Source organism: Sphingopyxis sp. MC1, assembly GCF_000371385.1.
Lineage (GTDB): Bacteria > Pseudomonadota > Alphaproteobacteria > Sphingomonadales > Sphingomonadaceae > Sphingopyxis > Sphingopyxis terrae.
In genome coordinates, this window is record NZ_AOUN01000002.1 from 140,808 (window position 1) to 155,174 (window position 14,367).

At 62.6% G+C, this 14,367-nt stretch carries 12 protein-coding genes and 1 pseudogene; 5 read left to right on the forward strand and 8 right to left on the reverse strand.

Translation table 11 applies throughout. The features are described 5' to 3' along the window. Nucleotides 1-221 precede the first annotated feature (221 nt). The 3 genes from EBMC1_RS01185 to EBMC1_RS01195 are packed head-to-tail and all read right to left on the reverse strand — an operon-like array spanning nt 222 to nt 3,737. On the reverse strand, nt 222-1,163 hold the full coding sequence (locus tag EBMC1_RS01185) for a plasmid partitioning protein RepB C-terminal domain-containing protein (protein WP_003039343.1): 942 nt from the start codon (nt 1,161-1,163) through the stop codon (nt 222-224). Then, nucleotides 1,150-2,052: a plasmid partitioning protein RepB C-terminal domain-containing protein gene (locus EBMC1_RS01190; RefSeq protein WP_003039345.1), complete on the reverse strand. Its 903-nt coding sequence runs from the start codon at nt 2,050-2,052 to the stop codon at nt 1,150-1,152. Before EBMC1_RS01190 ends, EBMC1_RS01185 begins: the two co-directional genes overlap by 14 nt. Continuing rightward, a complete protein-coding gene (locus tag EBMC1_RS01195) occupies nt 2,049-3,737 on the reverse strand; it encodes a recombinase family protein (RefSeq protein WP_003039346.1) in 1,689 nt (562 codons plus the stop codon). Before EBMC1_RS01195 ends, EBMC1_RS01190 begins: the two co-directional genes overlap by 4 nt. On the opposite strand from EBMC1_RS01195, the gene EBMC1_RS01200 reads away from it, so the two are divergent. Continuing rightward, nucleotides 3,736-4,140 carry a hypothetical protein gene (locus EBMC1_RS01200; protein WP_003039348.1) on the forward strand — a complete coding sequence of 135 codons (405 nt, stop codon included), beginning with the start codon at nt 3,736-3,738 and terminating at the stop codon, nt 4,138-4,140. The genes EBMC1_RS01195 and EBMC1_RS01200 overlap by 2 nt on opposite strands. A 227-nt stretch (nt 4,141-4,367) precedes the next feature. Continuing rightward, the gene (locus tag EBMC1_RS17680) at nt 4,368-5,609 is read left to right on the forward strand and encodes an NYN domain-containing protein (RefSeq protein WP_196795380.1); all 1,242 of its coding nucleotides are present in this window, start codon (nt 4,368-4,370) and stop codon (nt 5,607-5,609) included. Nucleotides 5,610-5,650: 41 nt separating this feature from the next. Here EBMC1_RS17680 and EBMC1_RS18005 read toward each other — a convergent pair whose 3' ends face one another. Further along, complete coding sequence (locus EBMC1_RS18005; protein WP_003039352.1) at nt 5,651-5,905, reverse strand: helix-turn-helix domain-containing protein; 255 nt, start codon at nt 5,903-5,905, stop codon at nt 5,651-5,653. Nucleotides 5,906-6,014: 109 nt separating this feature from the next. Here EBMC1_RS18005 and EBMC1_RS01210 point away from each other — a divergent pair, with 109 nt between their 5' ends. Next, complete coding sequence (locus tag EBMC1_RS01210; protein WP_156000860.1) at nt 6,015-6,893, forward strand: GIY-YIG nuclease family protein; 879 nt, start codon at nt 6,015-6,017, stop codon at nt 6,891-6,893. A 279-nt stretch (nt 6,894-7,172) separates the two neighbouring features. Here the strand turns inward: EBMC1_RS01210 and EBMC1_RS01220 are convergent, their stop codons facing one another. Then, entirely contained in the window at nt 7,173-7,736 is a 564-nt protein-coding gene (locus tag EBMC1_RS01220; RefSeq protein ID WP_003039360.1) for a hypothetical protein, read from the reverse strand. On the opposite strand from EBMC1_RS01220, the pseudogene EBMC1_RS01230 reads away from it, so the two are divergent. Further along, nucleotides 7,735-9,031, forward strand: a pseudogene (locus EBMC1_RS01230) (IS3 family transposase). The gene EBMC1_RS01220 and the pseudogene EBMC1_RS01230 sit on opposite strands and share 2 nt — an antisense overlap. A gap of 175 nt (nt 9,032-9,206) precedes the next feature. Here EBMC1_RS01230 and EBMC1_RS01235 read toward each other — a convergent pair. From EBMC1_RS01235 to EBMC1_RS01245, 3 genes are read right to left on the reverse strand one after another with little or no spacing between them, the layout of a single operon-like run. Next, nucleotides 9,207-10,400 (reverse strand): NnrS family protein, encoded by a 1,194-nt coding sequence (locus tag EBMC1_RS01235; RefSeq protein WP_003039370.1) that lies wholly within the window; start codon nt 10,398-10,400, stop codon nt 9,207-9,209. Then, nucleotides 10,397-12,649: a nitric-oxide reductase large subunit gene (locus tag EBMC1_RS01240; protein ID WP_003039373.1), complete on the reverse strand. Its 2,253-nt coding sequence runs from the start codon at nt 12,647-12,649 to the stop codon at nt 10,397-10,399. Before EBMC1_RS01240 ends, EBMC1_RS01235 begins: the two co-directional genes overlap by 4 nt. A 42-nt stretch (nt 12,650-12,691) precedes the next feature. Continuing rightward, a complete protein-coding gene (locus EBMC1_RS01245) occupies nt 12,692-13,042 on the reverse strand; it encodes a cupin domain-containing protein (protein WP_003039377.1) in 351 nt (116 codons plus the stop codon). Between the two features lie 298 nt (nt 13,043-13,340). Here EBMC1_RS01245 and EBMC1_RS01250 point away from each other — a divergent pair, with 298 nt between their 5' ends. Next, the gene (locus EBMC1_RS01250; RefSeq protein WP_003039380.1) at nt 13,341-14,048 is read left to right on the forward strand and encodes a Crp/Fnr family transcriptional regulator; all 708 of its coding nucleotides are present in this window, start codon (nt 13,341-13,343) and stop codon (nt 14,046-14,048) included. Nucleotides 14,049-14,367: the final 319 nt, after the last annotated feature.

Below are 14,367 nucleotides of genomic sequence, written 5' to 3' on the forward strand. Positions count from 1 at the left end.
AAAGCGGCCTGTAAGCGAGGCCATCGCTCACAATCCATCTCCAGCGGCAACGGCACGACGTGCCGACCAGGCACGTCGTGCCGCGCGGCCGAAATATGCGTTCCGGCCTAGTGGGCTTCTTGCGGGTTCGCCGCCCTTCCCACCTCCGCGCTTGATCCGCCCCACGGTGCGGCGTCTCCCGCGGTCCCCGCGCTTATCGGGTCCGGGTCCCCGTCATGCCCTCACTCGGCGGGTTCAAGGACGCTCGCGAGCGTATCTATCTCCGCGATGCGCTGAAATTCCGCCAAGTATTCTTGCCGGTTGTTCGAGAGCCAACGCACAACCCCGGCGTTTCCAAGGAGCTTCGCGATATAGCCCCGTGCCAACGTCAGGTGCAGGTTGTCGATGCCGTAATTCTCCTCGACCGACTTGATGCGGGTCTGGAGAACGGCGAGTTCTCGTTCCATTCGGGCGAGCTGCTGGCTATTGGGCGCATCAGCACCCTTTTTCTCCTTCCTCGGTTTTGCCAGCTGGTCGTCGGCCGTCGCGGCCAACAGCGCCTTGGCAAAGATCGACGTGAAGTTGTTTTGGCCGATCATGAGCTCGGCGCATTCGACTTGGCGCAAAGGCGACATCCGCCGAAGAACGTCGAACACGGTGATCGGGCAATTTGTCTTCTTGAGCAACTCGGCGGCGTCCGCGCCAATGCCTTCGAGCAGCCGTGACCGCTTCTTTATCGTCTGCTCGTCAAGGCCCAGCGCCTCCGCTATCTGGAAACGCGATACGCCCCTCTCGATCGCGCGCACGATCATCCTGTGTTCCTGGACAGGGGGCAGCCTGTTGAGCCGCTTGTTGTATGTATAGGTGTCTTCTTCGGTGGCCACGAGACATTCGACGGTCGAGGCACCTAGTTGCTTGAGAACCTCGAGGCGCAGGTGGCCATCAAGTAGGAAATATCGCCCGTCACCTCCCGGCCCTGGGATAACGACCGGCGCTTCCACCAGGCCGATCGCGCGAATGGAGCTCACGACCTGTGCGTATTTCTTGCTCTCGTGGAGACCGTCTCGCAGCACCTTGAGCGGTATGATTTTCTGTATCTCCACGGTCACGTAAGCGCCCTCGAAAGCCGCACGCACTTCCGTCTCCGGGGGAACGTCCTCCACCGACCAATCAATCGTCGACATCGCCGTTCATCCTTAGCTGGAGTGCTCTCGGAATGTGTTCTAGGCCCTCGGCTCGTAACAGGGTGGTGAAGCCCTCGTCCGCGACGAGGTCCTTCATGGCTTCGACGACGAACAGCAGGCGCGTCTGCGTGAAGTCCGATTTCTTCACCAACAGCCGCTGCTTCTCGGCTTCACGTTGATAAATCTCCATGAGATCGGCCGCAGAGAGCTTTCGGTTCGTACACTTTCGGCCGAGACGACCGGGGTGCAGGCCTTTCTGGCCTCGACGCATTCGCAACTCGAGGAGACGGCGCACCGCGACCAGCTTCTTGCCGCGCAGCTTCCCGCTCTCGTAAGCATCTAGCAGGAGGTTCTGGGCCTCGGCAGTTTCTGCTCGCGATATCTCGACAGCGAGCGTGATGGGCAAAAGCCCCGTCTCGACGGCCGCCAGCAACCGTTCTTCGCCGCGATCGAGCAAGGTCAGGACCAGGCTAACCCACGAGGTGCTAACGCCGATCCTACCGGCGATTTCGGCTTCTCCGTGGCCTCTATCGCGAAGCGCGCCAATCTCCCTCATGATATCGATAGGGCGATGAATGCGTCGAGCAATATTCTCGACCAAGCTCATCACGAGGCACTCGCTCTCCGACGCCTCGATCACCACCGCGGGTATCTCGGTTTGCCCGAGCATTTGAAACGCCTCGAGCCGGCCTTCGCCACATACGAGGTCATAGCGCGTGCCGCTCGCACCGTTACGGCGACTAACGGTGATCGGGCGCTTAAGGCCAACGGCCTCGATATTGTTCGCGATTTCGCGGTGCTGCCGCTTGTTTCGCGCCCTCGGATTGAGAACGGTGATCAGCGAGATGGGCACCATTTCGATTACGGCTGGGCGGATCGCGTCGGTCATGCCGCCTCCGCGATCCGAACAGGTGCCGCGATCTCATAGAAATAGGCGAGGTCCTCGAAGCGATACGCATCCAGCCCGAGGTCGTTGTCTTCTGCCAGCTTGATGCGCTCAGCTGCCAGGTCAAGGCGTGGAAACAAGTAGTAGTCGAGAGGCACGCGGTTGCATTGGTCCATCCGGACGACCACCGTGATGTCGGGGTTTAGCGACGTATCAAAGCGCAACTTCCAGCGGAGCAGCCCGGTAGGCGTTGACTGGCACCGGGCGATCACGACCGACAGGAAAAACTCGTCGTTTATTCGGAACCTTGCATCGACACCTGCTTTGCTAGCGGTACTTCCCAAGGCCGAGAGCCCACCGAGAACCTCCAAGATAACATCGGCATGCAACCGCCGAAGCGCCCGGTTGATCTCTATGTAGCGATAATCGCGATCAGGCCGGAATCCTACCAAGCTATATGCCCGCAATAAGCTTCCGAACCTACCACTGTAGGCGCTGCTCGATGGCAGGTTTTCGCATTCATCGATGATGAGACCAGAAAGAAGCCCGCGCTGCTCGTACAGGCCACGCAGTGCCCCTAGCATCTCGGCGTCGGATAATCGAAACGAGCGTGCCCCGATGATCGCGTGCGCCGCGTCAAATAGGTCCCTCTCGACGACTGCCTCGAACGCCCCCTTCGCCCGGATCCAATGATCGGGGTCGTTGCGAACGCGCTTTTGCTTGAGCTTGAAGGAACGGCGGTTCCAGACGTTATCGCCGGCATATTTCTCGTTGATCAGCAACTGGTGAACAGTTCCCCGGGTCCAGGGACGACCAAGGTCGGTCATGACGCCGCGCGTATTTAGATCGTCGGCAATTGCCTGCTCGCACTGTCCTTCATGTACGAACGACCGGTAGATCTCGCGCACGATCGCGACCTCTTCGTCCGGTCCCGGCGTAAGGATAACCCGGTCGGTCTGTATGCTCTTGTGCTCGCCTCGCCTTAGCACCCCTTTTTCAGCGCCGAGCTCGTCGATGAGGGTACGCCGGAGCCCGAAGCCCGCGGGACCGCCTTGACGATAGCCCTTCTCGATTAGCCTCCCTTGCCCTGCGAAGACCTTGGCAGACAGCTCGCGACTATATTCTCCGGCCATCGCACGCTTGACGCCCTTGACGATCGTCGCGACCGGGCTCCCGTCATTGTCAAATTGCTCGGCGCAATATTCAACGATTATCCCCGCACGGCGACAGATATACTCGTAATAGGCGCTCTCGTCGGCGTCTTGGAAACGTCCCCAACGGCTCACGTCGTAAACGAGGACCATGTTGAAATCGACGACTCCCGCTTGCACGTCGTCGATCAACTGCTTGAGCGCGTCGCGCCCCTCGATCTTGAGGCCGCTTTTGCCGGCATCCGCATATGTCCGGACGATTTCGATATCTCGCGCGGCGGCATAACGACGGATGGCGTCGGCCTGGTTCTCAGTCGAGTATTTTTGGTGGTCCGTTGACATCCGCACGTATTCCGCCGCGCGAACTGGGGCAGCTTTGCGCCGTTCTGGGTCAAGACGATCACGCCCGCTTGGCATTTCCGCGATCTCCCGCCCGCGCGCCAAAGAGCCCACAAACTTAGGCGCCCCGTGGGCGTTTCTCGTCCGAGTCGGGTGCACGAGCTTCGCCCGATTATAGGCAAGGAGGAGCTGCAACATGTTTCCGAAAACGGGCAGGAAGTTACATGGCGATGGAGACGAGCTAGCTTTTGCAGCCATGATGTCGGAAGCCCTCATCGAGGCCCTTGGTCCCACCCATCAAGCGGTCAAGATCGCCATGCGCTGGACCGGGGCCAGCGAACGGAGCGTCAAGCACTGGCTTGCCGGTACCCATGCGCCGCGCGGCATGCACCTCCTAGGGCTCATGCGAAACTCCGACGAGGTCCTGAGGAGATTGCTAATCGCGTCCGGCCGCCGAGAGGCATTAATCGCGCTGGAGGTGTCTGTGCTTCGAACGAAGCTTACCGAAACGATGGGGTTTCTTGACAAGCTCTTCCCCCCGGAAATGGGAAATGCATCGGGCGAAGTGCAAGGCCGAGAAAGGGCGAACTGGAAGCGCTGATCTCGACAGGCCGAGCTCGCCATTCACGATGACTGAAAAGGATAGCTACCAGGCCCAAATCCATCTCCGGAACAGCCCGGCGCCGCGGGCAACCCGCCTGGCATTCAGGGTTTAGCCACACACGAAATCCTTAGCGGGCACCGTCGGCAGTGAATATTTAATCGGTCCCATATAGTACCCCCTGCCGACTGAGACGGTCTCAAGCTTTGCCGCGCGCGGAGGATTATTTGACAAAAAGCGCCCTTCTGGTCGATTTCGACAATATATTCAGCGCGCTTTGGTCGCTTGATCACCGCATCGCGATAAAATTTGCCTCTGAACCGGCAGACTGGCTTCAAATCCTTGCGAATAGCAACCTAACCGAGGGTACTCGCCGATGGCTATTCGCTCGCTGCTACCTGAACCCGGCGGGCTTTGTCAGCAATCTGGGTGGCGGGGCCGAGCGTTTATATTTTTCGAAGTTTCGACCGGGCTTTGTCAGGGCTGGCTTCGAGGTGGTCGATTGCCCCGCCGTGTCTCGCGGCGGGAAAAACGCTGCCGATATCCGCATCGTGATCGACGCGCTGGACCTGCTGTGCCACCGGACCCGATTTGACGAGTTCGTGATCGCGTCCGGAGACTCGGACTTCACTCCGCTGTTGCACCGGCTACGCGCGGAGGATCGCCACGTCGCGGTACTGTCGCCGGGATATCTTGCCGCGGCCTATGCCGCTGTCGCCACTCGGATTATAGGCTTCGAAGCGCTGGAGAGTATCCTAAACGCTGACATCGAAGGCGACGCCAGCTTGCCGCAGAATGCCACGGCGACCGCCGGAGTTGACACCGAACAGCTGGTTTCCAGCGAAGAGAGAGATTTCTCGTCATTTATCCGGGAGCGATACGAGCAAGCCACTGGTCCATTGAGCTTGGCAGCACTGGCGTTCGAGGCCGCGCGCGCCTGCCCCGCAGCCAAGCAATCAGGTTGGCTTGGCAAGGGTTTCAAAGGCGCGATCGCGGATCTTCGCCTGCCCAATGTCGTCACGTCGCAGCACCATATTTGGGATGACGAGAGGCACCAGCCGCCCTCCTCCGCACCCACGGCAGCCACTCTTATTCCGGACACGCTCGCCGAGATGAGTAGGCAACTCGACCTTCCTTCGCTGGATTCTCACAGTTGGCAGGCGCTATTCGCCGCGTTGCATGCCTATTCCGAACAGCACGAATTCCGTTTCTCGGAAGCCACGCACTGGACGCGCGACCGACTTGCGGAGAAGGGAATAAAGATCGCGCGCGCTTCAATCGCGCAGGTAGCGCGCGGCGCGCAAATCGGCGGGGCGCCGCTGAACGAAAGCGAGGCCCCGAGCGCCATGGCAATTGGGCATGCCTACCTGACGTCGTTGATAGAGCGCGCCGCGACGCTAGGTGTAGCGGTTGATCAACTCGGCGAACAAGCGCTTAGGGCCATGCTTGGTCTGCCTGTCACGCATTGACGGAACGAGCTCCCACATTGCCTTAAAACTAGCCATGCCAATCAAAGCTCGACTGGTTTTCCTGCCTGCCGTGCACACTCAGCGGCCGCGCGAACATCGAAAAGCTCTGCGACATCTACTCCGAGGGCGTTAGCGATTCGCACTAGAACGAGGACGGACGGGTTACGCACGCCTCGCTCCACGCCGCTGATATAGCCACGATCGAACCCGCTATCGGTGGCAAAATTCTCTTGGCTTATCGCGCGCTCCTTGCGCAGTCGCCTGAGATTCCATCCAATGCGCTGTGGGACGTCCATCAACCAGTAAATCAGGCCGTGAGACCAATTAGCCCACGACTTATAAGTCTCATTTCACTGGACTGGGCGGAGCTCTTCGAGCACGACTGTCTCGTCACGCCTTAAGCTGGTGATCGCCGTGTTAGATTTCGTATCACTTCTGCCGTCAATCGACATCGACCCCGCAAGAACACTCGTCGTTCGCCACGTCCCGGTAGAAAAGTCCCTGAAACGCGTTCTTCCGTGGCTAGTCGTAGAGCGACCAGCCTTGTGGCGCGCATATCAGCAAATCCAGTGGGAGAGCCTAGAAAAAGCGATGATCCGCGGGCGCTATGTAGCGTCGTTCATAGGCCAGGAGGCCGGGACAGCGACCTTTGCCGGGCTCTACGAGATAGGCGCTTCTACTGCTCTCGACATAGCCGGTTACAATGATTTCCTTGGCAACAGCGAACTCATGGCGCTCGGCATGGGAGGCAGGGCGGCCGATGCGCCTGACTGCCTGGCGTTCGATCTCCGCCCACTTCCACATTTTGACGACTGGGTCGGCCGGCTCTCTATCCAGTGGCCCAAGCCTTATCAAAAGTGGTGGCGCTGGGGTTCTAGCGGGCGCTTCCCCGTCTTGGCGATTGAACGCGAGAGCCGCTTCGTTCGTGGCATGCCGGGATGGCAGGACATCGTGCTTACCCAGGCAGAAATCCGTAGCTTGCCCGCGCCGTGGAAGGCTGCCCTATCGCAATGGAGGGGAATTTACTTCGTCTACGACACTGGCCGCCGCGCGGGATACGTCGGATCAGCTTATGGGGCCGAAAACATTCTCGGGCGATGGCAGGAATATTCACGCACGGGGCACGCCGGCAACAAGGGGCTAAAGGACAGCGAGCTAGGGAACTTGCGGTTCAGCATTCTGCAGCGAACTTCGCCAGACCTGGTTGCCGAAGAGGTCATAGCCCTAGAATCCAGTTGGAAACAGCGACTCCATACTCGCGAGTTCGGCCTCAACCGGAACTGAACCGCTCCGGTATCGGTGGCCAGACGCCCCCCCATCACGCATGGCTCTCCTAGCGTGGTCCCTTGCGCAAGCGAGGCGGCAAGAGTGAGTTCAGAAGATCAATCTTCGCCGACAGGTCCGCTTGGTGGCGCTTGCGGGCACCGCCACTCACGCGCGGTATTGCCATAAACTCGTCGAATATGCTGATGGCCTTGTCGCGGAGCTTCAAGACCTCGAGCATCTCCAAGTGCTGCGAAGCAGTTGCCGGGCCCTCGATCGTGACCGATCCATCGTGATGGATCACGACGTCACGTGGGTGCGGGAACACCCACGGCAAGGGATCTCCGCGCCTTTCGGCCTGTAAGAACTTAGCCAGAAACCGATCCCGATGATTGATGGCCTTGTAAAGTAGATCGTTGTCGTAGTCGCGTTGCGCATGCCTGCATAATTCCAGGCATTCGTGCGATTACGCCCAAAACGACCCATCATTATGTTATTAATGTGCTTTTCATCGCCGTTCTTGAAGACGGCGATGAACTCCGTTTGCGAACGGTAAAAGGCTCCCTGTCCCCCTTGCTGCTTGATCCAGGTGCAGATGGCCTTGAGCTCGTCATACACGATTGCCCCGGCCCGCAGCATCTCCAGGAGATAGTGCCACGACATGAAGATCATATGGATCGATCCATCGATACTCGCACCGCGCATGCAGCGCATCGCGCTGGTCAAGAAGCGCGTGAACTCGGCTCGCGACATCTCGCCGGCACCTTGGATAAAGTCGCCGTGTTTGATCTTGCCGCTGCCCGAGATGGTCTTCCCGCTCAAGTTGTAGGGAACGTCGCTCAGCACGAGCTGGGCGAAGGACATCCGCCGACAGACCCGGCGCCACTTTTCGGCCGAGGACAAGATCCGCATCGTGCTGGATGGCCTGCGCGGGGAAGACAGCATCGCCGAGCTATGCCGCAAGGAAGGCATTGCCCAGAGCCTGTATTACACCTGGTCGAAGGAGTTCATGGAAGCTGGCAAGCGCCGCCTGGCCGGCGACACCGCCCGTGCCGCGACCACCGGAGAGGTCCAGGACCTGCGCCGCGAAGCCCGGGCCCTGAAGGAATGCGTGGCCGATCTGACACTGGAAAACCGTCTGCTCAAAAAAAGCATGGTCGCGGATGGGGGCAACGACGAATGAGATATCCCGCATCCGAGAAGCTCGAGATCATCAGAACCGTCGAGCAGTCGCACCTGTCGGCCAAGCGCACGCTGGACCAACTCGGCATCCCTCGTCGGACATTCTACCGCTGGTATGATCGCTACCTCGAAGGCGGGCCGGAGGCGTTGGAAGATCGGCCATCGGCGCCGAGCCGGGTGTGGAACCGCATCCCGGTGGGCATCCACGACCAGATCATCGAGCTGGCGCTGGAACAGTCTGAGCTGAGCCCCCGGGAACTGGCCGTGCGCTTCACCGATGGGCAGCGCTACTTCGTGTCGGAATCCACGGTTTACCGCCTGTTGAAGGCCCACGACCTGATCACCAGCCCGGCCTATGTCGTGATCAAGGCTGCCGATCAGTTCCACACGAAAACCACGCGGCCGAACGAGATGTGGCAGACCGACTTCACCTACTTCAAGATCATCGGGTGGGGCTGGATGTATCTGTCGACCGTGCTCGACGACTTCTCGCGCTACATCATCGCCTGGAAGCTGTGCACCAACATGCGAGCCGAGGACGTCACCGACACGCTGGACCTCGCCCTGGCGGCTTCTGGTTGCGACAGCGCCACGGTGCTGCACAAACCCCGGCTACTCAGCGATAATGGCCCCAGCTACATCGCGGGTGAGCTGGCGGAATACATCGAGGCCCGGAAGATGAGCCATGTCCGCGGCGCCCCGTGTCATCCCCAAACCCAGGGCAAGATCGAGCGCTGGCACCAGACCCTGAAAAACCGCATCTTGCTGGAAAACTACTTCCTGCCCGGCGACCTCGAAGCCCACATCGAGGCCTTCGTCGAGCACTACAATCACCAGCGATACCACGAGAGCCTGGCCAACGTGACGCCTGCCGACGCCTACTTCGGCAGGCTCCGGCAATCATCAAACTGCGCGAAAGGATCAAGCGACAGACCATCGAACATCGGCGCTTGCAGCACCGCAAGTTCGCCGCCTAACATCAACCCCCTGACGAGGTCCGCACTCCGCTAATCTACGCCGCGAGTTGTGCCGAATGTTCTGACGACGGACAGTCCCTTGCCGCATGGCAACCTCCCCTCCTTGGCCCCGCCCTCGCTGGCGGGGTCCTTCTTTTAGGCCCGGCGTGCTGACAATCGCGGCGGCAGCCGGCTTCTATCGCGGCCGCACCGCCATTGGCACATAGACGAGCAGGAACAGCAGGAAAGCCGCCGCCCACAGCCCGCCCGCGGCCGCAATGACCGTCAGATAATCGAAGGGCAGCAGCGGCGCGACCACGCGCAGCAGCGCGCCTGCGTGAACGAGAATATAGATGAGGACCGTCGCACGGTCGGCCTCGAGCGGACAACCGGTATGGCCGCGCGTCGCGCGCGTCATCACCGCCAGCGTCATCGCCCCCATCGCGCCCGCCCCGAGCGCATGAATCGCGCTCGACACCGGCAGCACCGGATGCAGCGTCGCGCAGCCGAGCAGGATCAGCCCCGTCGGCAGCCACGCGTAGGAGATGTGAAGGACGAAAACGAGCGGATCGCTGAGCGCCTTCATCCCCGCCCAGCGCGCGAGGCGAATGAACTGGAGCACGCCCGCCGCGATCAGCAACCCGGCTGCGATGGCGCTGGCTGGCTCCGCGACCCACGCCGCGAGCGCGAGCGCGGTGGCGCCGATCACCGCCATGTCGAAGCGGTTCGGCAAGGTCGGCAGGCCCTCGCTGCTCCCCCGTCGCATCAGCCAGTTGCGCGTGAAGGCGGGGGTGATGCGCCCGCCGATCAGCGAGATCAGCAGCAGGATCAGCGCAAAGCCCAGATGCACGCCGAGCGCGGGGTCGGCGAGCGCCCCCATCATCGCGGCATGATCGAGCGCGCAGGCGGCGGCGAACAGGAAAAGGATGATCAGGATCGGCTTGTTGCGGTTGCCCGAGGCGAAAATCTCGCGCGCCGCATAGGCGAGCAGAATCAGCAGATAGACGACATCGAGCACCGCGCCGACGAGCGGCGGCACCGTCGCCGAAAAGAGGATCGCCAGCCGCGCCGCCAGCCACAGGCCGCCGACCGCCGCGACCCGCCAGCCCGTCACCGTCGGCCGCCCGGTCCAGTTGGGCATGGCGGCGCTGACGAAGCCGCCGATGATCGCCCCGAGATAGCCGAACAGCATCTCGTGCTGGTGCCACGCGAGCGGCTCCATCGCGATCGGCAGCGTCAAGCGCCCGCCAAGCGCGCCGACCCACAACGTCACGACGACGACCGCCCACAGCGCGCCGCATCCGAAGAGCAGGCGATAGCCGCCGCGCAGCCAGAGCGGCGACCGCGCTCCGGCATCGGGCGCCGCGGCGGCCATCATCGCCATATTCATGCCCGCGCGCCCTTCCGCCACAGGCCGAGGATCACGACCTGCCACGCGATCGCGACCGCGCCGACGATGAACACCACGTCGCCGAAGGTGCGGACCCAGCGCAAGGTTTCGAGGAAGCCCTGCTGCAGGAAGGTATCGCTGCGCGCATACCACATGCCGGTGGTCACGCTCGCCTCGAACTGGAACAGGCCGACCGGCAGCAGGCTGGTGAAGATCATCAGCACCAGCCCCGCGTTGAGCCCCCAGAAGCCCGTGCGCATCAGCCGCTCGTTGAACGCGATCTCAGGCCGGATGTAGCGCAGCACCAGCAGGGTGAAGCCCAGCGCGAGAAAACCGTAGACCCCGAACAATGCCGCATGGGCGTGAACCGCGGTGGTGTTGAGCCCCTGGAGGTAAAAGAGCGCGACCGGCGTGTTGATCATGAAGCCGAAGACCCCGGCGCCAAGCATGTTCCAGAAGGCGACCGCGACGAAGCATATCAAGGGCCAGCGCAGCGAGCGCATCCACGGCGCGCGGTCGCGCAGGCTCCAATGCTCCCACGCCTCGTAGCCGAGCACGATCAGCGGTACGACCTCGAGCGCGCTGAACGCCGCGCCGACCGCCATCACCGGGGTCGTCGTCCCCGAGAAATAGAGATGATGGAAGGTGCCCGGCACCCCGCCGACCATGAACAGCGAGGCCGAAGCGAGGCTGGCCGCGGTCGCGATCCGTTTCGACACGAGGCCCATCGAGGCGAAGATGAAGGCGATGGCGGCGGTCGCGAAGACCTCGAAGATGCCCTCGACCCACAGGTGGACGACCCACCAGCGCCAATATTCCATGATCGTGATGTGGGTGCGCTCGCCATAGAAGAGACCCGAGCCGTAGAAGAGCCCGATCGCGACCGTCGAGACGGTGAGCAGCAGGAGCAGGCTCCGGTCGCCTTCCTTTTCGCGCCGCAGCGCGGGCATCATGCCGCGCAGCATCAGCACCAGCCAGAAGAGCAGCCCCGCGAACAGCGCGATTTGCCAGACGCGGCCGAGATCGAGAAATTCATAGCCCTGATGCCCGAGCCAGAAGCTCAGCCTCTCGGGCATCGCGTGCGCGATGGCGAGATAATTGCCCGCGAACGAGCCGGCGACGACGAGGATCAGCGCCCAGAAGAGCAGGTCGACGCCGAGCTTCTGATGCTTCGGATCGCCGCCGTGGACCACCGGCGCGAGGAACAGCCCGGCGGCGAGGAAAGCGGTCGCTATCCACAGTACCGCGCTCTGCACATGCCAGGTGCGGGTCAGTGCATAGGGGAACCACTGCGAGACATCGATGCCGTAGAAGCTCTGTCCCTCGATCGTGTAATGCGCGGTGAAGCCACCGATGAAGACCTGGAAGATGAACAGCGCGGCGACGACGAACAGATATTTGCCGAGCGCGCGCTGCGACGGGGTCAGCGCCGCGAGCGTCAGCGGATCCTTGTCGGCAGGGGCGAGCGGCGTGTCTTCGTGGCGGCGCAGAAACGCCCAGCCCCAGATCAGCGAGCCCACGCCCGCGATCAGGATGACGACACAGGCGAGCGACCAGAGAATATTCTCCGGCGTCGGCTGGTTGCCGATCAACGGCTCGGGCGGCCAGTTGTTGGTGTAGGTCGCGACCGTCCCCGGCCGCTCGGTCGACGCCGCCCACGCGGTCCAGAAGAAGAAGTCGGCCAGCTTCTGCCGCTTCTCCGCGCTCGGCAGCGTATCCTCTTTCATCGCATAATTATCGCGCATTTCGCGCAGCGCCGGATCGGTGCCGTAGAGCGCGTCATAATGCGCCGCGACGATCGCAAGCGCGCGGGCGCGGCGGTCCGACACGGTGACGACGCCGGTCGCCGGATCGAGGGCGTTATGCCGATATTCCTGCTTGAGCTGATAGGTCAGCGCCGCCTTCTGCTCGACGGCAAGATCGTCGAACGGCTTGCCATAGCCGTCCTCAGCCGCAAGGCTCAGCCAGGCGGTGAGTTCGCGGTGCAGCCAGTCGGCCGACCAGTCGGGCGCCTGGTAGGCGCCGTGGCCCCAGATCGAACCGAGCTGCATCCCGCCGGTGCTCTGCCACGCCGCCTGCCCCGCCATGATATCGTCGTGGGTCATCAGGAGCGCGCCCGAGGCGCTGACGACCTTCGCGGGGATCGGCGGCGCCTTGCGATAGACTTCGGCGCCGGCCACCCCCAATATGGCGAAGGTCACGGTCAGCACCGCGATCAACGTCCACCAAAGCTTGCGATATTCGCCCATTGCAACCCCCTGTTTCTAAGCCATTATCTGCAGAACATGCGATTAGCCCGCCGGCGCCGCGGCCTCGGCACCGGGTTCGTCGAACAGGATCGTCAGCAGCAGCGACGTGTCCGCGACCGCTGCGAGCGCATGCGGGGTTCCCGGTTCGAGGAATAGCCAGTCGCCCGCCCGAAGCTCGGACGGCGAGCCGCCCTCGAAACGCACATGGCCCGCGATGCAGTATAGCGTCATCGATCCCGTGACCTGATGCGGGGCGATCGAGCTTCCGGCGCGAACGACGAGGTGAATCGCCTCGAATGACGCGGTGCGCGCGAGCGCCACGCTGTGCGTGGCGGCGTCGCCAACCGGTCCGAGCCGGGCAATGTCGCCCGAGCGGCAATGGGGCTGTGCCATCGTCAGGCGCGCACCCAGCGGCGAGCGAGGCGCCTTGCACGCGCGAGCGTCTCACCGATCGACCGGCGCAGGAGCAACACAGCGCCATCCTGTCGTAAGGGCGCGGAGCGCCGCAGATCGAGCGGTCCTGATCCGATCACTTCTCCGCATTCGGGACAGACCATGCCATCCTCCTTCGCCTGTTTTCGCCGGGGTCCTTCCGATCCCCGATGGCGACGCTTCTAGCACAGGCGCGACACGCCGATTTGCGCTGGCGCAAAGAGCTCCACTTTTGCTCCGGCGCCGTTAGAAGCGAGTCATGGCCGCCCGAACCTCCGTCGATCCCAGGACGATCCGCACTCTCGCGCTGCTGGCCGGACTGCCGTCGGCCACGCGCGAAGAGGTGATCGCATCGGGACGGTTGCGCGAACTGCCGCATGACACCCGCATTTTCGGCCAGGGCGAGCGCGCCGGCCGCGCGCACGCGCTGCTCGCAGGCTGTGTGCGTATCTCGCAGGTTGGGAGCGACGGCGAAGAGATACTCGTGCGTCTTATCGGGGCCGGCGAGATTTTCGGCTGCGTCCCGTTCCTCACCGACGGGCTCTATCCCGCCGATGCGACCGCGATGGTCGACTCGGTCGAGATCAGCTGGGATCCCGCCGATCTGCTCGCGCTGATGCGGCGGCAATCGCAGGTCGCGATCAACATGGCCGGCATCATCGGCAAGCGCCTCGGCGAAGCGCAGGAGCGATTGCGCGAGCTCGCGACGCAGAGCGCCGAGCGCCGCATTGCGCGGACGCTGCTGCGCCTGCTCGAACAGGCCGGCTGCCGTGACGACGAGGGCGTGCGGATCGCCTTTCCGCTCCGGCGCAAGGACATCGCCGACATCGCGGGGACCACGCTCCACACCGCGAGCCGAACGCTCGCCGAATGGGATCGAAGGCGGCTGCTGGTCAGCCGGAATCAGCATCTGACGATTGTGTCGGAGGCGGAGCTACGGCGCATCGCCGAACGGACGGCGGACTGAGCGAGGTTGCTGAACCAGCGGCATAATCCGCATCCGTAAGCCGAGGCCCCCGCGCTGCCCGGCCCGGCGGCGCGACGGACCGGGAACCACACCGCTTGCGCGGTTGGAAGGCTAGCCCGCTTTTTCCCGATCGAAACGCCGGCCAATCCGTCAGACAGACCGCGCGCACTTGGTCGCGTTAAAGCACCTCCCTGTCAGCCTAACGCGGCATTAAGCCTCTTTTATCTTTGAAAGCGCCCGTCGCGCGCGCAACCTGCCCGTCTTGGTGTCGTGCCAGAACAGCGGATGCGCGCCGTCTCCTTGACGGCGAAGCCCTCCC